This is a genomic window from Paenisporosarcina indica (assembly GCF_001939075.1).
Classification (GTDB): domain Bacteria; phylum Bacillota; class Bacilli; order Bacillales_A; family Planococcaceae; genus Paenisporosarcina; species Paenisporosarcina indica.
On record NZ_MPTA01000001.1, the window covers coordinates 192257 to 215371 of the forward strand.

General features: G+C 37.3%; 23 protein-coding genes and 1 other annotated feature. Of the genes, 17 read left to right on the forward strand and 6 right to left on the reverse strand.

Features of this window, described 5'->3' with window-relative positions; all coding sequences use genetic code 11:
• Nucleotides 1-6: 6 nt before the first annotated feature.
• A complete protein-coding gene (gene trpS, locus GY23_RS00820) occupies nt 7-993 on the reverse strand; it encodes a tryptophan--tRNA ligase (protein WP_075617307.1) in 987 nt (328 codons plus the stop codon).
• A gap of 45 nt (nt 994-1038) precedes the next feature.
• Nucleotides 1039-1262 (reverse strand) — a binding site (T-box leader).
• A gap of 54 nt (nt 1263-1316) precedes the next feature.
• The gene (locus GY23_RS00825) at nt 1317-1664 is read right to left on the reverse strand and encodes a DUF3899 domain-containing protein (protein WP_075617308.1); all 348 of its coding nucleotides are present in this window, start codon (nt 1662-1664) and stop codon (nt 1317-1319) included.
• Between the two features lie 242 nt (nt 1665-1906).
• Between GY23_RS00825 and GY23_RS00830 the strand changes: the two genes are divergently transcribed.
• The 11 genes from GY23_RS00830 to GY23_RS18985 all read left to right on the forward strand — a co-directional run bounded on the left by GY23_RS00830 (nt 1907) and on the right by GY23_RS18985 (nt 14671).
• Nucleotides 1907-3619: a peptide ABC transporter substrate-binding protein gene (locus GY23_RS00830; RefSeq protein WP_075617309.1), complete on the forward strand. Its 1713-nt coding sequence runs from the start codon at nt 1907-1909 to the stop codon at nt 3617-3619.
• 192 nt (nt 3620-3811) lie between these two features.
• Nucleotides 3812-4744: an oligopeptide ABC transporter permease gene (gene opp3b, locus GY23_RS00835; RefSeq protein ID WP_075617310.1), complete on the forward strand. Its 933-nt coding sequence runs from the start codon at nt 3812-3814 to the stop codon at nt 4742-4744.
• Complete coding sequence (opp3C, locus tag GY23_RS00840; protein ID WP_075617311.1) at nt 4744-5763, forward strand: oligopeptide ABC transporter permease; 1020 nt, start codon at nt 4744-4746, stop codon at nt 5761-5763. The genes opp3b and opp3C overlap by 1 nt, the downstream gene beginning before the upstream one ends.
• 17 nt (nt 5764-5780) lie before the next feature.
• A complete protein-coding gene (locus GY23_RS00845) occupies nt 5781-6836 on the forward strand; it encodes an ABC transporter ATP-binding protein (protein ID WP_075617312.1) in 1056 nt (351 codons plus the stop codon).
• Nucleotides 6836-7777, forward strand: coding sequence for an ABC transporter ATP-binding protein (locus GY23_RS00850; RefSeq protein WP_075617313.1), 942 nt, complete (start codon nt 6836-6838; stop codon nt 7775-7777). The genes GY23_RS00845 and GY23_RS00850 overlap by 1 nt, the downstream gene beginning before the upstream one ends.
• A gap of 165 nt (nt 7778-7942) precedes the next feature.
• Complete coding sequence (locus GY23_RS00855) at nt 7943-9151, forward strand: putative glycoside hydrolase (protein ID WP_075617314.1); 1209 nt, start codon at nt 7943-7945, stop codon at nt 9149-9151.
• Between the two features lie 808 nt (nt 9152-9959).
• Nucleotides 9960-10355 carry a transcriptional regulator SpxA gene (gene spxA, locus GY23_RS00860; protein ID WP_169834549.1) on the forward strand — a complete coding sequence of 132 codons (396 nt, stop codon included), beginning with the start codon at nt 9960-9962 and terminating at the stop codon, nt 10353-10355.
• A gap of 272 nt (nt 10356-10627) precedes the next feature.
• Nucleotides 10628-11296, forward strand: coding sequence for an adaptor protein MecA (gene mecA, locus GY23_RS00865; RefSeq protein WP_075617316.1), 669 nt, complete (start codon nt 10628-10630; stop codon nt 11294-11296).
• Between the two features lie 71 nt (nt 11297-11367).
• Nucleotides 11368-12531: a competence protein CoiA gene (locus GY23_RS00870; protein WP_075617317.1), complete on the forward strand. Its 1164-nt coding sequence runs from the start codon at nt 11368-11370 to the stop codon at nt 12529-12531.
• Nucleotides 12532-12586: 55 nt separating this feature from the next.
• Nucleotides 12587-14404: an oligoendopeptidase F gene (gene pepF / locus GY23_RS00875; RefSeq protein ID WP_075617318.1), complete on the forward strand. Its 1818-nt coding sequence runs from the start codon at nt 12587-12589 to the stop codon at nt 14402-14404.
• A gap of 165 nt (nt 14405-14569) precedes the next feature.
• Complete coding sequence (locus GY23_RS18985) at nt 14570-14671, forward strand: transposase (protein ID WP_161487550.1); 102 nt, start codon at nt 14570-14572, stop codon at nt 14669-14671.
• Between the two features lie 723 nt (nt 14672-15394).
• Here GY23_RS18985 and GY23_RS00885 read toward each other — a convergent pair.
• The 3 genes from GY23_RS00885 to GY23_RS00895 form a co-directional block, all read right to left on the reverse strand.
• A complete protein-coding gene (locus tag GY23_RS00885; protein ID WP_075617319.1) occupies nt 15395-16201 on the reverse strand; it encodes a ClpXP adapter SpxH family protein in 807 nt (268 codons plus the stop codon).
• Entirely contained in the window at nt 16198-16596 is a 399-nt protein-coding gene (locus GY23_RS00890; RefSeq protein WP_075617320.1) for a globin domain-containing protein, read from the reverse strand. The genes GY23_RS00885 and GY23_RS00890 overlap by 4 nt, the downstream gene beginning before the upstream one ends.
• 156 nt (nt 16597-16752) lie before the next feature.
• A complete protein-coding gene (locus GY23_RS00895; RefSeq protein WP_075617321.1) occupies nt 16753-17325 on the reverse strand; it encodes a CYTH domain-containing protein in 573 nt (190 codons plus the stop codon).
• Nucleotides 17326-17436: 111 nt separating this feature from the next.
• Between GY23_RS00895 and GY23_RS00900 the strand changes: the two genes are divergently transcribed.
• From GY23_RS00900 to GY23_RS00915, 4 genes are read left to right on the forward strand one after another with little or no spacing between them, the layout of a single operon-like run.
• Nucleotides 17437-17823, forward strand: coding sequence for a UPF0738 family protein (locus GY23_RS00900; RefSeq protein WP_075617322.1), 387 nt, complete (start codon nt 17437-17439; stop codon nt 17821-17823).
• Nucleotides 17824-17853: 30 nt separating this feature from the next.
• On the forward strand, nt 17854-18534 hold the full coding sequence (yjbM, locus tag GY23_RS00905; protein WP_075617323.1) for a GTP diphosphokinase: 681 nt from the start codon (nt 17854-17856) through the stop codon (nt 18532-18534).
• A complete protein-coding gene (locus GY23_RS00910) occupies nt 18531-19331 on the forward strand; it encodes an NAD kinase (RefSeq protein ID WP_075617324.1) in 801 nt (266 codons plus the stop codon). Before yjbM ends, GY23_RS00910 begins: the two co-directional genes overlap by 4 nt.
• Entirely contained in the window at nt 19324-20196 is an 873-nt protein-coding gene (locus GY23_RS00915) for an RluA family pseudouridine synthase (protein ID WP_075617325.1), read from the forward strand. Before GY23_RS00910 ends, GY23_RS00915 begins: the two co-directional genes overlap by 8 nt.
• On the opposite strand, the gene prpE is transcribed toward GY23_RS00915, so the two are convergent.
• Nucleotides 20193-20936 carry a bis(5'-nucleosyl)-tetraphosphatase PrpE gene (gene prpE / locus GY23_RS00920; RefSeq protein WP_139311057.1) on the reverse strand — a complete coding sequence of 248 codons (744 nt, stop codon included), beginning with the start codon at nt 20934-20936 and terminating at the stop codon, nt 20193-20195. The two genes, GY23_RS00915 and prpE, sit on opposite strands and share 4 nt — an antisense overlap.
• A 100-nt stretch (nt 20937-21036) precedes the next feature.
• Between prpE and mgtE the strand changes: the two genes are divergently transcribed.
• Together mgtE and GY23_RS00930 are read left to right on the forward strand one after the other, a co-directional pair.
• Nucleotides 21037-22410, forward strand: a complete 1374-nt coding sequence (gene mgtE / locus GY23_RS00925; protein ID WP_075617327.1) for a magnesium transporter — start codon at nt 21037-21039, stop codon at nt 22408-22410.
• A 200-nt stretch (nt 22411-22610) separates the two neighbouring features.
• Entirely contained in the window at nt 22611-22991 is a 381-nt protein-coding gene (locus GY23_RS00930; protein ID WP_245827532.1) for a hypothetical protein, read from the forward strand.
• Nucleotides 22992-23115: the final 124 nt, after the last annotated feature.

Below are 23115 nucleotides of genomic sequence, written 5' to 3' on the forward strand. Positions count from 1 at the left end.
TGACCTTTATCGTTTTCTACCCAGGCCCATCGCGTTCTCCATTTTTCTAAGGGTTTTTGAAGCGATTGCATTTGCTTTTGCTGCTCCTTCATCCAAAATGGCATCTAACTCGTCAGAAACCAATAGTGCTTCATATCTCTCTTGGATTGGAGTCAAATGGTTAATAATCGCGTTCGCAACGGATGCTTTGAAGTCCCCGTAACCGACTCCATTGTATTTTGCTACTAATGATTCAATCGTCACATCCGTCAACGCAGCTTCAATCGTCAACAAGTTGGATACACCGGGTTTGTTCTCTACATCGAATGCGACAACACCATCAGAATCGGTCACGGCACTTTTTACTTTTTTCTCGATTTCTTTAGGAGAATCCAGTAAAGAAATCGTACCTTTTTTATTTGGATCAGACTTACTCATTTTCTTAAGTGGGTCTTGAAGGGACTTGATGCGCGCACCATTAACCGGTAACCTGATTTCAGGAATCGTTAAAACGTCATTATAGCGTTTGTTAAAACGTTCTGCTAAATCACGTGTTAATTCAACGTGTTGTTTTTGATCGTCCCCTACAGGCACTATATCGGTTTGATAAAGGATAATATCTGCTGCCATAAGTGGCGGGTAAGTTAACAATGAAGCAGATACCCCATCTTTACCAGCGGATTTATCTTTAAATTGAGTCATACGTTCAAGTTCACCGATATAGGAAATACATTGCATCAACCATCCTGCCTGAGCATGTGCAGGAACTTCAGATTGAATAAAGAGAATCGCTTTCTTAGGGTCGATACCAACAGCTAAATATAGGGCTGCTAACGAACGAATGGTTTTACGTAGCTCTAATCGGTCTTGAGGTACTGTAATCGCATGTTGATCTACAATACAAAAAATACAATCATATTCATCTTGCAATGTAGTGAATTGACGGAAAGCACCAATATAATTACCAAGTGTTACCGTTCCTGTAGGCTGGACGCCTGAAAAGATTTTCTTCATCTGTTTTTCCTCCTTCATATAAAAAAACACATCACTCTCCCTAGTAAAAGGGACGAATGATGTGTGAATCCGTGGTACCACCCAGATTGCCAAATAATATTTGGCCTCTTTAACTTCGTAACGTGAAGGGACGTGATAAGCTACACCGATTTCGGTTTCGCAAATCAAGCTCGAAAGTCCATTCCGATTGAAGGGAAGATCTGTTTTCACCAACCACAGACTCTCTGGGTTTCCCACACAAAAGTACTATTCTTTGTCTTAGCGTTTCTTGTATATATTTTTTGTCATTATAATATAGAAGAAAGTCGAAAATCAAGCACTATTTAAATAAAATAATAAAAAAATAATGCAATAAACATTACTCCTAAAACACTGCCACCAACTTGAAAAAATGGGAGCGTCGGAAAATCTAACAATTCTGATGGAGCACGCATCGATTCAACATCCACTAAACTTCGTCTGAATGTAAAAACTTTTCGCATACTCATTGTAAAAATGTCGAAAAATCCGTTTGATACGATGTAAACTAATAAACCAATAAAAACGAGAGTTCCTCCAACAAAAAATGACATATTTATAAAAGAGGTAAGTGACAGTTCTTTATAAAATAGTAACATTAATGCAACAATCAATATCTGTGCAATTACAAAATATAGCATCTTCTTTTTCATCTAATCCACCTCACTCTTTTCATAGTGTAGAAGAATTGACGGAAAAAATCAAAATTTCGGTAAACGAATTAATAATTCGCAATTCTTTAAAAATCCTATCATATCAAGGTTTTGATATGTCTTTGTAATATACTTGTTACAGGAATGTAAAAATTATTCAAAAAAAGACTGTACAGATTTTTTAGAATATGTATAATTAAGCTTGTACCAATTTTTCAGAATATTTAAGGAGGTCGTTTTAAGTGAAGAAGAGCAAATTAGTTTGGCTATTAAGTCTTATGTTAGTACTTAGCGTTTTCTTAGCAGCTTGTGGCGAAGATGAGAAACCAGCAACATCTGAACCAAAGACTGAAGACAAAGATGCTGGCACAGAACCAAAAACAGAAACACCAGTAGTTGAGGAAGATCAAATCCTTAATCTAGTCATGGGTGCTGAGATTCCAACAATGGATTCATCACTTGTAACAGATTCAGTTGGTTTTGACCTTCTAAACAATACCAATGAAGGTTTATACCGCTTGAATCAAGAAAACGTAGCTGTTCCTGCTCTCGCTGAAGCAGAACCTACAATTTCAGAAGATGGTTTAGTTTACACATTCAAAATCCGTGATGCTAAATGGTCTGACGGATCTGCTGTAACAGCAGGAGATTTCGAATTCGCTTGGAAACGTGCGATGAATCCTGATACAGCATCTGAGTACGGTCCATACATGATGTCTGGTGTACTTAAAAATGCAACTGCTATTTCTGAAGGAACTGTTGATTACACTGAATTAGGTGTTAAAGCAGTCGATGAAAAAACTCTTGAAGTAACATTAGAAAAACCAACTCCTTACTTCTTATCTCTAATGTCTTTCGGAACTTACTTACCATTAAATGAAGCTTTCGTTACTGCACAAGGTGACGCTTATGCTACAAATTCTGAAACAGTTTTATCTAACGGACCATTCAAACTAGAAGCTTGGGATGGTACTGGATTATCTTGGAAATTGGTTAAAAATGATCAGTACTGGGATGCAGCTACTGTAAAACTTACTGAAATTAACTATGACGTAGTTAAAGAAACTGCAACTATTGTTAACTTATACACAACTGGTAAAAAAGATCGCGCTGGTCTTTCTGGTGACCTAGCAATGCAATATGCTGATGATCCTGATTTGGTTCGAGAATTAGATACAGCTGTATTCTACTTCAAATTCAACCAAGAGCGTAATGGTGAGAAAACACCTCTTGCAAACGTAAACATTCGTGAAGCAATCGCTAAAGGTTTCAATAAACAAGATTTAGTTGATGTAGTACTAAATAACGGTTCTGTTGTTGCTAACTACTTAGTACCAGCTGAATTCACTTTCACTGAAAATGGTGAAGACTTCCGTGCTGTAAATGGCGATATGGCTGTTCACAATGTTGAAGAAGCTCAAGCAGCTTGGAAAAAAGGTTTGGAAGAACTTGGTAAAACAGAACTTTCTCTTGAAATTCTAGGTGGAGACTCTGACCTTGCTAAAAAAATGGATGAGTACTTCAAAGATCAATTAGAGACTAACCTTGAAGGTTTAACAATCACACTTAAAGAAGTACCATTTGCTGTTCGTTTAGATCTTGATACGAACCAAGACTATGATATTCAAAATGCTGGATGGGGTCCTGACTTCCAAGATCCATACACATTCATGAACTTATGGTTAACAGATGGCGGAAATAACCAAATGTCATATTCTAACCCTAAATATGATGAACTAGTTAACTCTGCAGTTGGCGAGTTAGCACTTGATGCAGATGCTCGTTGGGCGGCTATGGCTGAAGCTGAAAAACTTCTTATTGAAGAAGATTTCGCTATTGCACCAATCTACCAACGTGGAACTATGTCACTTGTTAAACCATACGTAAAAGGTGTAGTTACTCACTCATTCGGTGGAGATTATAGTTACAAGTGGGCTTACATCGAAGGTAAGTAATCTATTACTTTCGAATTAGAAAATCTCATAGTGAGAGAGTATATGGTATCCAATTGGACCATATACTCTCTTTTTAAATGAGAGGCAATTAACTAAAAATTCATTTTTTAAATTTGATTTTGATAATTACAAATGTAGTTTGTTTGTATATAATAGATTGATAACGTATATATTCTTTTAGGAGGTGCAAAGATGGCTAAGTATATTGTAAAACGTGTTTTTTATATGTTCATTACTCTTTTCCTGATCGCGACTGCAACATTTTTCTTGATGAAAACGCTACCAGGTTCCCCTATAAGTTCCGCTTCGAAACTTAACCCTCAACAGCTTGCGGTAGTAGAGGCAAAGTATGGTTTGGATCAACCTCTCCCAGTTCAGTACGGAAAATACATGCTGAATTTGGTACAAGGTGATTTAGGGAATTCATATCAATTTAAGGGTGCTGATGTAACGGATTTAATTATTAGCCGTTTAGGACCTTCGTTTATCCTAGGTGCACAAGGGTTAATTCTTGGTGTAGCCATCGGTATCATCTTAGGTATGATTGCTGCATTAAAACAGAACACCATATGGGATTATGGTAGTACGTTTATCGCTATTATCGGAATCTCGATCCCTTCTTTCGTTTTCGCTACATTCCTGCAATATTGGCTGGCGATCAAGTGGGAATTACTCCCTGTTGCCTTATGGGATGACGGATGGAAGTCCAGTATCATGCCATCAATTGCTTTAGCAATGGGACCACTTGCAACAGCCGCTCGTTTTATTCGTACTGAAATGATTGAAGTGTTAAGTTCTGATTACATAACATTAGCCAAATCAAAAGGTGCTAGTAGTTTTGAAGTCGCATTTAAACACGCTTTCCGTAATGCATTAATTCCACTTGTAACAGTTTTGGGACCTTTAGCTGCTGGTCTATTAACTGGTTCACTAGTTATTGAGAATATTTTTGCGATTCCAGGAATTGGTGAACAATTTGTAAAAGCCATCATGGTAAGTGATTTCTCAGTTATCATGGGGACAACATTGTTCTTCTCAGTATTCTTGATTTTTGTTATTTTAGTCGTCGATATTCTTTATGGAATTATCGATCCACGCATTCGTTTGTCAGGAGGTAACAGCTAATGACTCAAAATCTAGATAAACTACCTACTGAATCTTTTAAAAGAATAACCATTGATAGTAGTCAGGCAGAAAAAATTTCAAAACCAAGTTTAAGTTTTTGGCAAGATGCATGGTTGCGGATTCGTAAAAATAAAGCCGCTATTGTTAGTATGGTGTTATTAGTATTAATCATTGTCATGGCATTTCTAGGACCAGTCTTAAGTCCGCATGATGCGGAAAAGCAAACGATTACTCATGCGAACCTGCCACCAAAAGTTCAAGGTATTGAAAAACTTGGATTCATGGATGGAGTTGGGGTTGTCGGTGGTAAAGAAATGGATTTATATGAACGGAAAAAAGTAGACGAATATTATTGGTTTGGTACGGACGGTTTAGGGCGTGATATGTTTTCACGTCTATGGGAAGGTACACAAATCTCATTATTCATCGCGTTTGTTGCAGCGTTTATTGATTTGGTTGTAGGTGTAATCTACGGAGGAATCTCAGGTTACTACGGTGGTCGTGTCGATGATGCTATGCAACGTGTTGTTGAAATTTTGATTGGTATTCCAAACTTGATTGTCGTTATTCTAATGATTTTGGTAATGAAGCCAGGGATTACGGCCATCATCATCGCAATCACCTTAACCGGGTGGATTGGGATGTCGCGTATTGTGCGTGGGCAAATACTCAAATTTAAAAATCAAGAATTCGTGCTGGCATCTCGTACTTTAGGTGCAAGTAACAACCGTATTATTGCTAAACATTTAATTCCAAACATTCTAGGGGTAATCATTATCAATACAATGTTTACAATTCCAGGTGCCATTTTCTTTGAAGCTTTCTTAAGCTTTATCGGTTTAGGCTTACAACCACCAGCAGCATCACTTGGGACATTAATCAATGATGGATTCCGGTTGCTTGAATTCCAACCTTATATTCTGTTATACCCATCCCTTGTCTTGAGTTTATTGATGGTTGCATTTAACCTATTGGGTGATGGATTACGTGATGCATTTGATCCGAAAATGAAAGACTAAGAAGGAGGAAAGCGACTATGGAAAAAATCTTAGAAGTAAAAGACCTTCAGCTTTCCTTCCATACTTTTGCAGGCGAAGTTCAAGCCATCCGTGGCGTTAACTTCGATTTGCTAAAAGGGGAAACGCTTGCGATTGTTGGTGAGTCTGGTTCTGGGAAATCAGTTACAACAAAAGCAATTATGCGTCTTTTACCAGAATCAAGTTCAGAATTTAAAAGCGGTGAAATCTTATTTAACGGAAAAGATTTAACTAAGCTTTCAGATAAAGAAATGCAAAAAATACGTGGGAAAGATATCTCGATGATTTTCCAAGATCCAATGACATCTTTAAATCCTACTATGACAATTGGTCGTCAAATCACTGAACCTTTGTTGAAGCACCAAAAAGTAGGGAAGACTCAAGCAAAAAAAGTGGCAATTGACTTATTACGTATGGTTGGTATGCCGAAACCTGAATTACGTATCAAACAATATCCACACCAATTCTCGGGTGGACAACGTCAGCGTATTGTAATTGCGATTGCATTGGCTTGTAATCCACAAATTTTAATTGCGGATGAACCTACAACTGCACTTGATGTGACGATTCAAGCTCAAATTTTGGAGCTTATGAAAGATTTACAAAAGAAAATCGATACTTCGATTATTTTCATTACTCATGATCTTGGGGTTGTAGCTAACGTTGCAGACCGTGTAGCGGTTATGTATGGTGGTCGTATTGTTGAAATGGGAACTGTAGATGAAATTTTCTATAATCCACAACATCCTTATACTTGGGGCTTATTGAGTTCTATGCCATCACTTGATACGGCTGAAGAGAAATTATATGCAATTCCGGGTACACCACCTGATTTGTTAGATCCACCTAAAGGGGATGCATTTGCACTTCGAAGTGAATATGCACTTGCAATCGATTTAGAGCAAGCTCCACCTGTATTCAAGGTGAGTGACACTCATTTTGCAGCCACATGGTTGTTACACCCTGATGCACCTGAAGTTGATCCACCATTATCAATTATTGAGCGCATGAAAAAGTTCCCTGGAAGTCGCTATTATGAAGGAGTTGCGCGCTGATGGCTGAAAAGTTGCTAGAAATTAAAAACTTAAAACAATATTTCAACCAAGGTAAACCAAATGAAGTGCGTGCTGTTGATGATATTAGCTTTGACATTTACAAAGGGGAAACTCTTGGTTTAGTAGGGGAGTCTGGTTGTGGAAAATCAACAACTGGTCGTTCTATTATTCGTCTATACAATGCAACAGCTGGTGAAGTGAAATTTGACGGCGTAAACGTACATGGAAAAAAATCAAAATCTGATTTGAAGATATTTAATCGTAAAATGCAAATGATTTTCCAAGATCCATATGCATCACTTAACCCGCGTATGAAAGTAATGGATATCATTGCTGAAGGATTAGATATTCATGGGTTGACGAAGTCAGCTAAAGAGCGAAAAGACCGTGTGCATGAACTTCTAGAGACGGTTGGACTAAATAAAGAACACGCAAACCGTTACCCACATGAATTCTCAGGTGGACAACGTCAACGTCTTGGTATCGCACGTGCACTAGCAGTAGATCCTGAATTCATTATTGCTGATGAACCAATTTCTGCACTTGACGTTTCCATACAAGCTCAAGTTGTAAACTTACTAAAAGAGTTACAAGAAGAAAAAGGTTTAACGTACTTGTTTATCGCCCACGATTTATCGATGGTAAAATACATTTCTGACCGTATTGGCGTTATGTACTTTGGTAAATTAGTTGAGCTAGCACCAGCTGAAGAATTGTATAACAATCCATTACACCCATATACACAATCACTATTATCAGCAATTCCACTTCCAGATCCTAACTATGAGCGTACGCGCGTACGTAAGTCATATGATCCGGCATCACATAACTATAAAGACGGTGAAGAAATTGCAATGCGTGAAGTAACGCCTGGACATTTTGTATTTTGTTCTGAACGTGAATTTGAAGCATTAAAATTAACATCGGCTGCACGCGTATAATAATAGATAGGTTCAGCGGGGATGCCCCTGTTTGAATTAAAGTGAGAACGCGCCATTCCTTGTGTAGGGAATGGCGCGTTTCATTGTAATTATGTCTTTTTAACCTTTTAATGTATGAGACTGCTTGTTAAAATGGATTTGTATAGAAAGGATGATACTACTATTATGGCAATGAAAAAATGGATCAGAACCAGTGTGTTAGTCGCTGCTTTAATCGTCCCTTCATCTGCAGCATTTGCTGAAGAAGGAAATACGGTAGCGAATTTTACGGAACGCACATTTGGATTTACATCGATTGACGAAGGACTAGTTGCAAACTCTACTTTATTCCGATTTGATTCCGGTTTTACTTTTACATATCCAGATGCCATTCGTGGTGTTTACGTTACAGGACATTCTGCTGGTGGAGAACGATTTAACAGTTTATTGAACTTAATGGATACAACCGATCTAAATGCGATGGTAATTGATATCAAAGATGATTTCGGCGATCTAACATACGTTCCAGCAGATGACTCGCCATTAAAGCCATTAAACATCGGAAATTCATATATAAAGGATCCACAAGCTATGCTAAAAGTTCTTGAAGAGAAACAGGTATATCCGATTGCACGCGTTGTTGTTTTCAAAGATTCTGAACTTGCTAAAGCCAAGCCTGAACTGTCGTTTGTCGAGGGCTCGGAAGTGTGGAAAAATGGTCGGGGTGAATCTTTTGTGAATCCGTTCATGAAGGAAGTATGGGACCATAATGTAGCCATTGCAATAGAAGCCGCAAAAATGGGATTCCAAGAGATTCAATTTGATTATGTGCGATTCCCTGAAGGATTTGAGAACCGTGAAAATGAATTAACATACTCGATGGGAGATTATGAGAACTCCGAATTAGACTCTGTACAGCGTCGTGTGCAGGCTGTAACAGATTTTGTTGTCTATGCACGAGAGCAATTAAAACCGTATGATGTCAAAGTATCTGTCGATATCTTCGGATATACAGCAACATTGCCTGAAGCACCAGGAATTGGACAAAATTTCGGGAAAATTTCTGAAAATGTGGATGTCATCTCTTCAATGATCTATCCAAGTCACTGGACATCTTACTTTGGCATTGCAAAACCGGATTTAGAACCATATCGTCTAGTAAAAGAATATGCCCTCATGGAGAACGCTAAAATGGCTGAGCTTGAAAATCCGCCAATTTCTAGACCTTGGTTACAAGATTTCACAGCTTCCTATTTAGGATCAGGAAACTATTTAAAATATGGTGCTGCTGAAGTCGAAGCTCAGATTCGAGCATTAAACGAGGCTGGAATAAAAGAGTATTTATTATGGAATGCAGGAAACAAATATTCACCTGGAGTGGATTACACACCTTAATCTTTAAAAACCCACTTGCCTTTAAGACCACCAGAAATTATAGCCTGGACTAAGTATTTCCTACAATACTCGCTTTGGCGTGTTATAGCCGCCTCCCAAGAGAAGCTAGGAAGAAAATCATTACCGGTCTTCACGCTGCATACGCTACTTTTTCCTAGGCAGATTGAGCCATCTAATTCAGTACAATGTAAACCAATAACTAACGAGCATTCCCTTGATTTTATCGAAGGAAGGCTCGTTTTTTTGTTGTATATTGAGGATAATAATATCCATTGGTGTTTCGATAATTACCAAGTATTGATTTGTAAATCTTAGCCCAATAATGGCGATTTACGATATGGTTATGCAAAGAGATAATAAGCTTTGCTAAAACAATGAACTTATCGTTTTTTCTTTAATGCCCAGAGATTGAAAAAATTAAAGAAAAATGAGTTTTTTTTCGTTGAAAATGAAACCTTTTCCAAGTGTAATACGTATAATTAATGAAGAGAAAGGATGAATTTTGTCATTTTCATTTCCTAATTGAGAATTGCAAAAGATGTCTAACTGGTATGTTTAAAAAAGTGAATGTGTGGGTATATTTTAAATGTAAAGAAAAGAAATCATTCAACAACGTAAGGATATCAACATTTTATGACTAAATCATGGCGCTCAATTAAAATACTTGACTTTTTATTCATAATCTATATTAAATTGGTCAAAATAAGTGTATAATAAAATTTATCAACCTATATTAAAGTCATTCTAAACAAATAGTTGTACCAATAGATTAAACTTGTTTATATATTTGAAAGGAAGTGTTCCTATGATGGTAACATTGTTTACTTCTCCTAGCTGTACGTCATGTCGTAAAGCGAAAGCATGGTTAGAAGAGCATGAAATTCCATATACTGAGCGTAACATCTTTTCGGAACCGCTAAGTATTAGCGAGATAAAAGAAATATTACGAATGACTGAAGATGGCACAGACGAGATTATTTCTACTCGTTCTAAAATATTCCAAAAACTGAACGTTGATGTAGAAAGCTTACCTCTTCAACGCTTATATGAGTTAATTCAAGAGCATCCTGGACTATTACGTCGTCCGATCATATTAGATGAAAAACGACTACAAGTAGGGTATAATGAAGATGAAATTCGTCGGTTCTTACCTCGAAAAGTTCGTGCTTATCAATTGCTTGAAGCCCAACGCATGGTTAACTAAATTAGAATATTAATTGACAATAAAAATGACTGATTGATTCTTCTTCTTACCTAAGATGAGAAGAATGATCAGTCATTTTACATTTTCTAATTGCTAATGATTGCGATCTCATATACTATTCTATAAAATGTATTTTTCCAGAGTATAAAAGTATATCCTTTTCATTTCTTCTGGACCGTCATACAATAGAAACAGACACTGTATCGGAAGCGGCTTGAAGTGTTGCTTGAAAGGGGCATCCCTTATTAAGCGATAGAAGGGAGATGTGTAAAATGGATATCGAACGTATTAATGAAAACACAGTCAAATTCTACATTTCATACATCGACATTGAAAAAAGAGGCTTCAGCCGAGATGAAATTTGGTTTAATCGAGATAAAAGTGAAGAACTCTTTTGGGAAATGATGGATGAAATTAATGACGAATCTGACTTTGAAGTGGAAGGTCCACTTTGGATTCAAGTTCATGCAATGGATAAAGGACTTGAAGTAACAGTAACTCGAGCACAAATTAGTAGTGATGGTAAGAAGGTGGACTCACCATTTGAAATGGATGATAAGGGTCAATACTTCTCTAATATGTCAGAAAGTTCGACAGATGAGGAATCTGTGGATGACTATAGTGGTCTTTTTGCTGGAACTGAAGAATCACAGGAAGAGTTTACATTCTTTGTAAATGATTTTGAAGATTTAATTCCTTTAGCTAAACGTATTGAATTGCCTTCGTACGTATCAACGTCTTTATTCGCTTATAAAGACCGTTATTACCTTTATGTAAAAGCAGACGCTGAATTGATTAATGAAGAAGAAATAGAAAATATGCTAAGTATTCTTACGGAATATACAGCTAGATCCACTGTCACTGTCCACCGTATGCAAGAATACGGAAAAGAAATCATGGCCGATGAAGTTTTTGAACAAATCATAAGACATTTCAGTTAAACTCCTCCCTTCACGGGGAGGTTTTTTTTTGCATTTTTAACTGAATATTCATAAAATGGGATAAAGGAGGAATGTTTATTTTAACCGCAGTTAAAGATCATTCAGAAGTCTTCACAATCACACAACATATGTCACGAGAACAATTACTACAATTGCGAAACACGAGTCAATTTACATGCCCCCAATGCGAAAATCCACTTCGCTTAAAAATTGGCAAAGTCGTGATTCCTCATTTCGCTCATATTGTAATAAACAACTGTTTAACTTCATTTTCAGAAAGAGAATCCCCCGGACATTTAAAAGGAAAACAACAGCTCACCGAATTTTTTGCACGTACAGGTTGTGAAGTGGCAGTCGAGGCATATTTGCCGAAAATCGCACAGAGACCAGATTTATTAATACAACAAAAAGGTAAAAGGTTTGCCATTGAGTTTCAATGCAGTGTGATTTCCAGTGAAGATGTAGCAAAAAGAAACCAAGGTTATAAAAGTATTAACCTACCTTCAATTTGGTTGCTTTCCACACCAAATCATATTCATGAATTATCTATGGGAATCTCGTATGTAAAGCTATCCAAATTCGTTCAATCCTTTATTAACAAGCACCAAGTAACCGGAGCAACAATCATCACTTATGATACAACAACTGAGCAATTTGTTTACATATCACAGTTGATGCATATTGGTGGGACAGCATTTGTTGCGAAGGTACTTTCCTTGTCCGTCGATCAACAAACTTTTCCGTTTGCACGAGTAAAACCACTTTCAATCCCAGATAGACAACGGTATTGGCATATTTTTCAACAAAAGCGAGCAAGATATTTAAGAAATCGGATTTTTTCCAGTAAATTCGGAGCCCAAGACCGTTTTCTGAAACAATGTTATGTACAGCAAATCCGTCCAGAAAATTTGCCTCTGTATATTGGTTTTCCAATCGAAGATTCTGAAACGATTCAAGATCATCTTGTTGAATGGCAGATGGCACTGGTTTGTGGACTTAGTCGGAGTAAAATTGATTTGAAATATGTAAGTAAAGAATGGATAGAAATGTTTACTGTTAATCACTGTAAAGTTTTTAATCGTAACAAAGCAGTCGAAGTTGTCAGTCGTTATTGTGAGTTTCTTCTTGAGCTTGATTACCACACTTTTCAGTCGATTACACACCAACCCATGAATCAAATAAATTTATTTAATCATTTTCATAAGCTAATAGTTGCAAAACGTTGTGAGAATTGAGAAAATATAGTCGTTATTCGATTTTTCAATTAAATCGATACGAGGGGGATTGCAAATGACAACAGAAGCAAAAAACAAAGTGCTTACGAGAAGTGAAGTACCAACTGATTTAACTTGGAAACTTGAAGACATTTTTGTAAGCGATGAAACTTGGGAAAAAGAATACAAAGAAGTAAGTGAACTGGCGGAGAAAGCTGATTCCTTTAAAGGGACTTTTCAAAATGGTCCAGATGCATTATTTAAAGCATTGACTTATAAAGATGAAGTGCAAGAACGTATTTACCGTTTATACACCTATTCTCATATGAGATACGATCAAGATACAACTAATAGTCATTATCAAGCAATGGATAGCCGTATTAAAACGTTACTTGTGAAAGTATCGACTGGTCTATCATTCATGACACCAGAGATTTTGTCATTAGAAGAAGACCAATTAACAAGTTTCGTAGCCGATCATGAAGGTCTACAATTATATAAACAAGTATTAAAAGAAATCAATGAGATGCGGCCACATGTACTTCCAGCAGAACAAGAAGCATTACTAGCACAAGTATCAGAAGTGGCAAATGCATCCTCTCAAACTTTCAGCATGTTAAACAATGCTGATTTAGAGTTCCCATCGATTGTTGATGAGAATGGGGATGAGGTTGAATTAACTCATGGTCGCTATTCACGCTTTTTAGAGAGTGAAGACCGTCGTGTACGTGAAGATGCCTTCCGTGCGATGTATGGCACATACGGAAAGTTCCGCAACACCTTTGCATCCACACTAGCTGGAAATGTTAAACGCGACAATGTGAATGCACGTATACGTAACTACACGTCTGCTCGTCATGCAGCTATGTCTGAAAATCATATCCCAGAGCAAGTCTACGAAAATCTAGTAAACACAGTGAATAAGAATTTAAACTTATTGCATCGTTATGTATCTTTACGTAAAAAAGTACTAGGCGTTGATGATTTGCACATGTGGGATTTGTACACACCACTTGTCAAAGAAGCGAAAATGGAGATTCCTTACGATGAAGCAAAAGACATCATGTTAAAGAGCTTTGCGCCGCTTGGTGAAGAGTATGTGTCGATTGCGGCAAAAGGATTGAATAATCGATGGGTTGATGTAGTTGAGAACAAAGGGAAACGTTCTGGTGCTTATTCATCGGGTGCGTATGGGACAAACCCTTATGTCTTGATGAATTGGCAGGACAACGTAAACAATCTATTTACTTTGGCGCACGAATTCGGCCATAGCTTACACAGCTATTATTCTCGTGAAAATCAACCGTTTACATACGGTGATTATTCGATTTTCGTTGCGGAAGTTGCATCAACATGTAATGAAGCATTATTAAATGAGCATTTGTTAAACACAATCGAAGATGAGCAAAAACGTATTTACTTATTAAACTATTGGTTAGAAGGGTTCCGTGGAACGGTCTTCCGTCAAACCATGTTCGCTGAATTTGAACATTTGATTCATAAAATGGATCAAGACGGGGAAGCTTTAACTGCCGATAAATTAACGGAAGTTTATTATGAATTGAATAAAAAATATTTTGGAGAAGACCTAGTGGTTGATGAAGAAATTGGTCTAGAATGGTCTCGAATTCCTCATTTCTATTACAATTACTATGTTTATCAATATGCAACAGGTTACAGTGCAGCTGTTGCGTTAAGTAAGCAAATTTTATCAGAAGGCCAACCAGCCGTGGATCGATATATTAATGATTTCTTAAAAGCAGGTTGTTCAGATACACCAATCGAAGTATTGAAAAAAGCTGGAGTCGATATGACATCTGCTACACCGATCGAAGAAGCTTGTAAAGTATTTGAAGAGAAACTTGTCGAGTTAGAAAGTTTGCTATTAAAATAAGAAAAAAAGGGGCTGTCCCAAAAGTCATAGAAAATGACTTTTAAGGGCAGCCCTCTTTTTATATAAAAATGACGCTGTTGATTTCCGTTACAGGAGGACGCTTTCCGCGGGGCGGGCGGTGAGCCTCCTCGGTCGCTTCGCTCCACTCCACTGCGGGGTCTCGCAGTGTTCGAATGCGAAGACTGTTCAGATTGTCCGTTAAAAGCACTCTGTACAAAAGCCAAAGGCAATCGCAAGGACAATGGAACCCTATTTTTGAGGAAATGAAAGCAAAGGTAAAAGCAGCCCTTGAATGTGAAATGAAAACACTTTCTACGCGCAACGTAAAATTGACGTAGAAAGTGTTTTTGGTTACATCAAGGCAATCGGTCGCTGTGCAGACTTTTACTACAGGGCCTCGAAAAGGTCCACACAGAATTTGGGATTGATGGCATTAGCCCACAACCTATTGAAAGTAACAGGCATCCGCCAGTTAATTTCGAGGGGGTAAGTGAAAAAATAAAAAAGGTGAAGAAAAACGACTCGTTTTTCTTCACCTTTTTTATTTTAGGGACTTATTAGACAGCCCTTTTTTTATATTAATTTATGTTATACTATCTTGGTTTGATAATCGTACATTTTAGCTCTTGCGGCATGCATGGGGAATTATACTCTCACCTTTTTTATTCAACATGATTCTTCAACTTATCTTTATATTAAAATAGTAATAAATAAACTGTATGATTGAGGCTCTTTAGTAATGGAAACGCTTTCTCTATGACAAATTTGTGAAATAGATTGTGAAAGATTGATTTATTCATTATGGCATGATATCGTTTAGATGTGAAATAAATCACATACAAACTTACACCCCTTTGTTTGAACGTGAACATTTCTCCCATCCCCTTTGTAAAAAAAGAACCGCCACTCTATAAAAGGAGTAGGCGGTTCTTTTGTGTTGCGCATAAAAAACTTGCCTTCGACTATCAAAGAGTCTCAGGCAAGTGGATTTTATTTAGTTAAGGTTTTCAGTCTCCATTGAGTGGTACCAGCAAATGGAATACGCTCTATTTGTTGCAGTAATGTTCGCTTTTTTAACTCGCGTTCTGCGGCATAATTCGTAACGCCATAAATAGATGCGACTTCTTTAGTAGATAATGTATTGTATCTTAAAAATAGCTCATCGAGTGAAGGCGGTTCTTGGCGATTTAACTGGAAATCCAACATCTCAGCTAAAATTTTCTCATATACATCGTAGGAGTAAATCCCACATACTTTTAGGCCTTCATCTTCAATACGTTCATTGAAAAAAACAATACTTGGGGATTCAGTGACATCCATCTCACGTCGAATGTAAAGATCACACTGGAAGGCATGGATGGCTTCTTTTGAATGTATATCCGATTTAAATTCCTCAACATCTAATTGTGCCTGTTCAGCAATCGATATCAAGCTAGAGTAGTTCGCTACATTTTTTGTATCTAAAAATAATTGTTCTTGTAATTTTAGTAAAAAACGAATACCAGCTCGTTTCCCTTGAAGTTCAGCCGCTTTAATGGCAACGGAAGGGAGGGCAGGGTGGATAAAATCATCCTCATTAATCGAAAGATTTTTAGAAAATGAATTAAGAGTAGAAAGCTGAGTGCTAAGAATAACGCGTAAAGTAAAGTACTGTTCGTACTCGACTTGTAGCTTTCTTAAAATCGGTTGTAAATCAAAGCAAGAAGAGCATAACGGATCAATAAATGCATAAATTTCCATTGGCTTTGTTGAACTTGAAGAAACAATCGTTTCGGAAGGAATCTGCAAGTTAGTCACTCAACTTCCTCCTCGGGATTTATTCTGTTCGTCATATGGTGAGCAGTCAGGACAAGACGATGATAAAAATCTTCGCGAATTTTACCTTCTAAATTCACTTCATCCATTGCCTCCGCCATACACTCTAACCACGCCTGGGCTCTTTCTGGTGTAATGGGGAAGGGCATATGTCTAGCACGTAACATTGGATGTCCATGTTCTTGCGAATATATATTAGGTCCGCCTAAATATTGCGTCATAAATTGTTTTTGTTTACGAGCAGTTTCTGTTAAGTCATCTGGAAATATTGGCTTAAGCTTTGGGTGTGCCGCGACTCTTTCGTAAAATGCATCAATAAGTTGCGACAATTTATCCGGACCAATTTCCTCGTAAGGAAGTATAGGTTTTCGGGTCATGTTATGAACTCCTTTGCTTTAGCTGTATTCTCATTCTATCAACCTAACGACTTTTTCTCAAACAAATTGAATTTGCAATCTCTTTCAGTCGGCGGACTTTCAACATTTTTCACAATTCCAACACTTATCAAGTGAGTTTTAGAACATTCATACACTTTATTTTTGTTGTGCCATTTTCATGAATCGCGCGATTTTTTTGGGTGTATTCCGTATTGGTATTTGATATGCCCCCAGCAATGAAAGAAAAATTTGTTGACCTTTTTCTGCATCAGTTACTTCATATTCCACTTCATAATCAGTATGCCCCAAATAATCGGAACAATCGAGAACGAGCGAACCACCTTGATATGTCACTTCTGCACGTTTTGTGCGCAATGAACCAAATGCCTCCAGTGCATCTGGTAACTGTTTAAATTCGTCATATGAGTGGGTTTTTATCGTCCCGAGATCCAGGATTTGATCACGTTCTTGTGTATCAATACAACGTGTGATTTCAATCATTGTATGAACATTGTCACCTGGTGATTTTAATGTTAATTCATTGCGGTTTTCAAGCACTCTTAAACGAAACCCCATTGAAGCATTACGTAACTTGAAATCTATGGTATCGAAATAAGTATTGGTTTGAGTATGGAAATCTTTCGGTGAAATATCAAAGCCACTACATAATCGATGAAACTCGTCTTTTTCTAATAGGTTTTTAAATTCTATTTCTTTTTGAATCGACATTTTCCTTCACTCCCTTATTATCATTATTATCCTAAAAAATTTGCAAACTGCAACATGTGAGCAGCTGTGATAAAATATGTGGTAAGTAATGCTAGAAAGGACGAGTGTATTTTGCGTAAATTATATATCGTTGATAGCGGTGTTCAATATGGGGCGGACATTCGATTTTTGTTACAAGACGCCCCAATTAAGCATGCAGTGAAAGCAGCTGGTAAATTATTGACTGATTCCGAGAACAATGCCTTTATTTATATCATGGACGACTCAGAAGGCTATACATATGTCCAATTTCCTCAAACGGTGTGGCCGCTCCTTGCAGATAGCCTGGGTGCAGAAACCGAACCCATTTTAGTTTGGGGCGACACCGAAATTTCACTCCTTCATTTCCGAGAAGAACTATCGATGCTCATTTTTAATATTGAAGGAAATCATAATTACGGTTCTGAATTTTCAGCAGCAGTAGAACAATCATTTAAAGAACAACTAGCTATATATTAATTATTTTGGCAGTGGCAGGAGGATTTATTCATGGGGCAATGGGAACGTTTTTTAGAGCCTTATAAACAGGCAGTTGATGAATTGAAGATAAAGTTTAAAGGCATGCGAACACAATTTGAAAATGAAAATACAAACTCACCGATTGAATTTGTTACAGGTAGAGTAAAACCACTCGCAAGTATTTATGATAAAACGCTCGAAAAAGGAATAATATTTGAACCTTCAGAGCGACTTGTACATGAACTTCAAGATATCGCAGGACTACGTATGATGTGTCAGTTTGTAGATGATATTGAAACCGTAGTAGAATTATTACGGAATCGGCATGATATTAAAGTGATTGAAGAGCGAGATTATATTTCGCAAGAAAAACCAAGCGGTTATCGGTCATATCACATGATCGTGGAGTATCCAGTACAGACAATTCATGGTGAAAAGAATATATTGGTAGAAATTCAAATTCGTACACTGGCGATGAATTTTTGGGCATCGATTGAACACTCTTTAAACTATAAATACAAAGGGAAATTCCCTAAAGAAATAAAAAATCGTTTGCAAAGTGCTGCAGAAGCTGCTTTTCGTTTAGATGAAGAAATGTCTCTTATTCGGGATGAAATCCAAGAAGCACAAAAATACTTTAGTGAATACAAAGAAACGGGAAATGCTAATTTCCCTTCAAACTCTCAAGAAAGTAGGTCGAACCGTTCATGAAATTTGCCATTCAATCACGTAATGATGAATACTCGAATGAACTGATGGACCGTGCCAAAACCTATTTATCTGATTTCGGCTTAGAGTGGAATGAACAATCACCGGATATCGTTATTTCTATCGGGGGAGATGGAACATTGCTTCATGCTTTTCATCGATATCGTGAACAACTATCAACCGTAGCATTTGTTGGGATTCACACTGGTCATTTAGGTTTTTATGCAGATTGGAAACCTTCCGAAATCGAGAAATTGGTCATCTCAATTGCTAAGCATCAGTTTGAAGTCATTCAGTATCCGCTTCTTGAAGCTACGATAAATTATCGAAATACGGAAGAGCAAAGTGTTTATCTAGCTTTAAATGAAAGTACGATTAAATCACCCGACGTGACGTTAGTAATGGACGTAGAACTCAATGATAGCCACTTTGAACGCTTTCGTGGCGATGGCCTTTGTATGTCCACTCCTTCAGGGAGTACAGCCTATAATAAAGCTCTAGGAGGTGCTGTGATTCATCCTTCACTCGAAGCGATGCAATTAACTGAAATGGCCTCCATCAATAACCGTGTCTTCCGCACAGTGGGAGCACCACTTGTTCTACCTGCACATCATGTATGTGTGTTGAAGCCAGTAAAAGCTCCTGATTTTATGGTGACAATCGATCATTTACAATTGCTGCATAAAGACGTCAAATCTATCCAATACCGTGTTGCCAAAGAAAAAGTGCGATTTGCAAGGTTCCGTCCGTTCCCATTTTGGACTCGCGTGCACGATTCGTTCATTGACAGCGATGTGTAAACAATTTCAACTTACTTTTGAAGCAATCGAGGAGGTCTTACTACGGGAGGCCTTATCTAAATGGGGAATATCAAAACGAACTTTAACTTCTATCAAATTTGGCGGGGGTTCCCTACTTGTTAATGGTCACGAAAAGACGGTTAGGCATCCACTTTCGAAAGGAGACATCGTGACCGTCATTTTTCCTTTTGAAGAAGTAAGTTTAGGTTTAATTCGACAAAAAGGAAATCTTGAAATTATCTATGAAGATGACGTATTATTGATTGTCAATAAACCTCATGGCCAAAGCACGATTCCTTCCAGGGAACATCCGTCAGGAACTTTGGCAAATTTTATCGCTTATTATTATGAACAAATGTCGATTCCTTCTACCGTGCATATTTTGACACGACTCGATCGCGATACATCAGGTATTGTGTGTCTGGTGAAAAATCGGCATATTCATCACATCATGAATCATGGCCATGTCATGAATAAAACATATGAAGCCATAGTCCATGGCAAGCTTGAACGAACTACTCAAGAAATCATCAAACCAATTGGTCGTAAAGGAAGTAGTATTATTGAAAGGGAAGTGCGTGAAGATGGACTATTTGCGCATACCGATGTAAGCGTAATCCGTCAGTATGCAGATTTTTCGCATGTGAAGTGTCTACTCCACACAGGGAGAACACATCAAATTCGTGTGCATTTAGCACATATCGGTCATCCAATAGTTGGAGATGATTTGTATGGAGGGAAATTAGACCGTATTAATCGTCAGGCACTTCATTGTGCTTCAGTGGATATTACGCATCCACTGAGTGGTAAAAAGATGACCTTTACTAGTTCACTACCTGAAGACATCCAAAAATTAATTCCTTAGTCCAAGTAATCATGGAATTTTTCTTCCATAAAAGGCTGGAGTGAAGGTACCGAAACAACTTCTATTTCTGGGTAGCGAAGAGCCGATAATTTCCCACCAAAAACACAGCCAGTATCGATATTAGCGGTACGGTTTTTAAAACGGACATTTCGTATAGGTGTATGTCCGTAAATGATCCATGCAGAACCTTTATAATGCTTAGCCCAGTCTTTTCGTAAAGGTCGACCGTCAGCAAGAAATTCGCCCGTGATATCACCATATAGCACAAACGTTTTAATTTTTTTGTTTATTGGTATTCCTAACAAATCCTCTCGAATTCCGGCATGAACAATTACAAGTTGATCTTGATCAAGTGATTGGTAAGTAGGCAACGCCTCATAAAAAGCAATATATCTTTTTCGGAATTGTTGGCGTTTCTCTTTTGGATAGTGTTTGAACTCTTCGACAGTTGTCTCCAAACCATGTGTGATTTGAACATTACTTCCTTTAAAAAAGCGGTAAAGTTTATTACAGTGATTTCCCGGGGAATAATTTAAGGCGTTTGCATCTTGTAGTGCGAATAGTAATTCTAGGACGGCAAGTGATTGTGGACCTCGATCTGTAGCATCACCGACAAATGCAAGTTGACGACCTTCTGGATGAACGAAAATACCTGATTTCGGTTGATAACCTAACTTTATGATTAGAGTCTTTAATTCATCGAAACATCCATGAATGTCACCGATTATGTCATAAGCCAAATTAATCATCTCCTAATTAATGTATTGCCATATTATAAGTGTAACCGATACAATGAAAAATATTAAAATGAAAACATCATATAGAAAGGAGGGGGTATACATGCTAGAAGATCGTAATAGTAATGAAGAAAACCAAGTTGATACAGAACAATTAAACTCATTATTAAATGACCATCAAGTGGATGAATTCAGGGAAGTGTTTTTATCCTTACATCCGTATGAACAATCACAATTTTTTGAGAAGGTTGGTCCTGACCGCAGGCAAATAATCTATCAGTATCTCTCTCCAAAAGAAATGGCGGAAATTTTCCAGTCCATTGAACTAGATGATGATGAATACGAGCCATTCTTAAAAGAAATGGAAACGACTTATGCTGCTGATATGTTATCCGAAATGTATGCAGATAATGCAGTTGATGTGTTGAATGAATTAAATAAAGATCAAGTTGCAAGTTATTTAACCATTATGGATGATGAGTCGGCTCAAGAAATTAAGGACTTGCTACACTATGATGAATATACAGCAGGTTCGATTATGACGACAGAATATGTAGCGATACCAGAAAATTCGACTGCACGTTCTGCTATGACTATCTTGCGAAATGCAGCACCTGTAGCCGAAACCATCTACTATCTTTTCGTAGTTAATGATGATCATCAGTTGACAGGAGTTGTGTCACTACGCGATTTAATCATCGCAGATGAAGATACGTTGATTAAATTTATTCGAAATGAGCGTGTTGTTAGTGTATCTGTAAGTGAAGACCAAGAAGAAGTAGCTAGAATGATCAAAGACTATGATTTTTTAGCCGTTCCTGTAGTCGATTTCCAAAACCATTTACTTGGGATTATTACAGTCGACGATATATTGGATGTATTAGAGGAAGAAGCGAATGACGATTACTCGAAATTAGCTGCCGTTTCAGAAATGGATACGTTTGACAAAGGACCATTAACAGCTGCTAAAAAAAGACTTCCTTGGTTAATTATTTTACTATTTCTGGGTATGTTAACTGCTAATTTAATGGGCATATTTGAAGAAACATTAGATGAAGTGGCAATTTTAGCTGTATTTCTTCCATTAATTGCAGGTATGGCCGGTAATAGCGGAACTCAAGCATTAGCTGTTGCAGTTCGAGGAATAGCTACAGGGGATATTGCAGAGCAAAGTAAAATAAAGTTATTAATCAGAGAAGCTGGAACAGGACTAATAACTGGAATTGTTTGTGCTGTGATCGGAGTGGGAATTGTTTATTTCAGTCAACATGATTTGATACTTGGGCTGTTAGTAGGAGCTGCCATTTTTGGTTCCATTTTTGTGGCTACGTTGTCGGGTTCATTTATACCACTTCTTATTCATCGAATGAAGATTGATCCCGCTGTCGCATCTGGTCCATTTATTACAACACTGAATGACATTATAAGTATATTGATATACTTAGGTCTAGCCACTATGTTCCTTTCACAACTCTGAACTCATCTCATGATTTCAGTTTGATAAAAAGGGGTGTCAGTAAATTGAATGGTTAGATTGACGTATACGGCAACTTCGACACAATTCCTCAATGTTTCCGTTGCTTTCACACTCAGTAACCCAACCGCATAAAATAAATCAAAAAGGATGTGTATTAGTCATTGGCAAATGATCCGCTCCTTTTTGTCCAAGGTCCGCCGGTGTATAGACATATTAAAAAAGTTTCACATTGGCAAGAAGAAAGTACGTCCATATTTCCTGATCCTGTAATAAAAGCAGTTGATGAAGTTAAAGAAGTGGCTAAAACTGAACAACTTCAAACAGGTAAAGAACCTAACGAGGATGTTACAGACTCAGTGATGTGGAGAAGATTACGGTTTTTATCGACAGATTTCGCAAAATATGTGTATAAACCACTACGTTTTCATTTACACAATGGAGATCAAATTTTTGGTTTTGTTGATCAATTATTTCCATCAAGTGTTCAAATTAAATCACCTGGTAATGAAGTAATCGCTGTCGAAATTCAAGAAATTCAAGAAATTTGGTGGGGAGGAAAAATCCTGCCTGTTCGATTTTAACGACAAAAAACATCCATTTTAGCAAGTGGGTGTTTTTTTGCGTTTAGTCACTTTTATTAATGTGATGGGTACATCAAAAAAACACACATGATTTCTATCAATATTCACAAACTAAAAAAATCCA

Bases quoted from the DNA above. Each gene is read 5' to 3' on its own strand.
- pepF (WP_075617318.1), top strand. From the start codon at position 12,587: ATGACAACAGAAGCAAAAAACAAAGTGCTTACGAGAAGTGAAGTACCA.
- GY23_RS00895 (WP_075617321.1), bottom strand. From the start codon at position 17,325: ATGTCGATTCAAAAAGAAATAGAATTTAAAAACCTATTAGAAAAAGAC.
- opp3b (WP_075617310.1), top strand. From the start codon at position 3,812: ATGGCTAAGTATATTGTAAAACGTGTTTTTTATATGTTCATTACTCTT.
- opp3C (WP_075617311.1), top strand. From the start codon at position 4,744: ATGACTCAAAATCTAGATAAACTACCTACTGAATCTTTTAAAAGAATA.
- mecA (WP_075617316.1), top strand. From the start codon at position 10,628: ATGGATATCGAACGTATTAATGAAAACACAGTCAAATTCTACATTTCA.
- GY23_RS00845 (WP_075617312.1), top strand. From the start codon at position 5,781: ATGGAAAAAATCTTAGAAGTAAAAGACCTTCAGCTTTCCTTCCATACT.
- GY23_RS00850 (WP_075617313.1), top strand. From the start codon at position 6,836: ATGGCTGAAAAGTTGCTAGAAATTAAAAACTTAAAACAATATTTCAAC.
- trpS (WP_075617307.1), bottom strand. From the start codon at position 993: ATGAAGAAAATCTTTTCAGGCGTCCAGCCTACAGGAACGGTAACACTT.
- GY23_RS00825 (WP_075617308.1), bottom strand. From the start codon at position 1,664: ATGAAAAAGAAGATGCTATATTTTGTAATTGCACAGATATTGATTGTT.
- GY23_RS00915 (WP_075617325.1), top strand. From the start codon at position 19,324: ATGTGTAAACAATTTCAACTTACTTTTGAAGCAATCGAGGAGGTCTTA.
- spxA (WP_169834549.1), top strand. From the start codon at position 9,960: ATGGTAACATTGTTTACTTCTCCTAGCTGTACGTCATGTCGTAAAGCG.
- yjbM (WP_075617323.1), top strand. From the start codon at position 17,854: ATGGGGCAATGGGAACGTTTTTTAGAGCCTTATAAACAGGCAGTTGAT.
- GY23_RS00910 (WP_075617324.1), top strand. From the start codon at position 18,531: ATGAAATTTGCCATTCAATCACGTAATGATGAATACTCGAATGAACTG.
- GY23_RS00855 (WP_075617314.1), top strand. From the start codon at position 7,943: ATGGCAATGAAAAAATGGATCAGAACCAGTGTGTTAGTCGCTGCTTTA.
- GY23_RS00870 (WP_075617317.1), top strand. From the start codon at position 11,368: ATGTTTATTTTAACCGCAGTTAAAGATCATTCAGAAGTCTTCACAATC.
- mgtE (WP_075617327.1), top strand. From the start codon at position 21,037: ATGCTAGAAGATCGTAATAGTAATGAAGAAAACCAAGTTGATACAGAA.
- GY23_RS00890 (WP_075617320.1), bottom strand. From the start codon at position 16,596: ATGACCCGAAAACCTATACTTCCTTACGAGGAAATTGGTCCGGATAAA.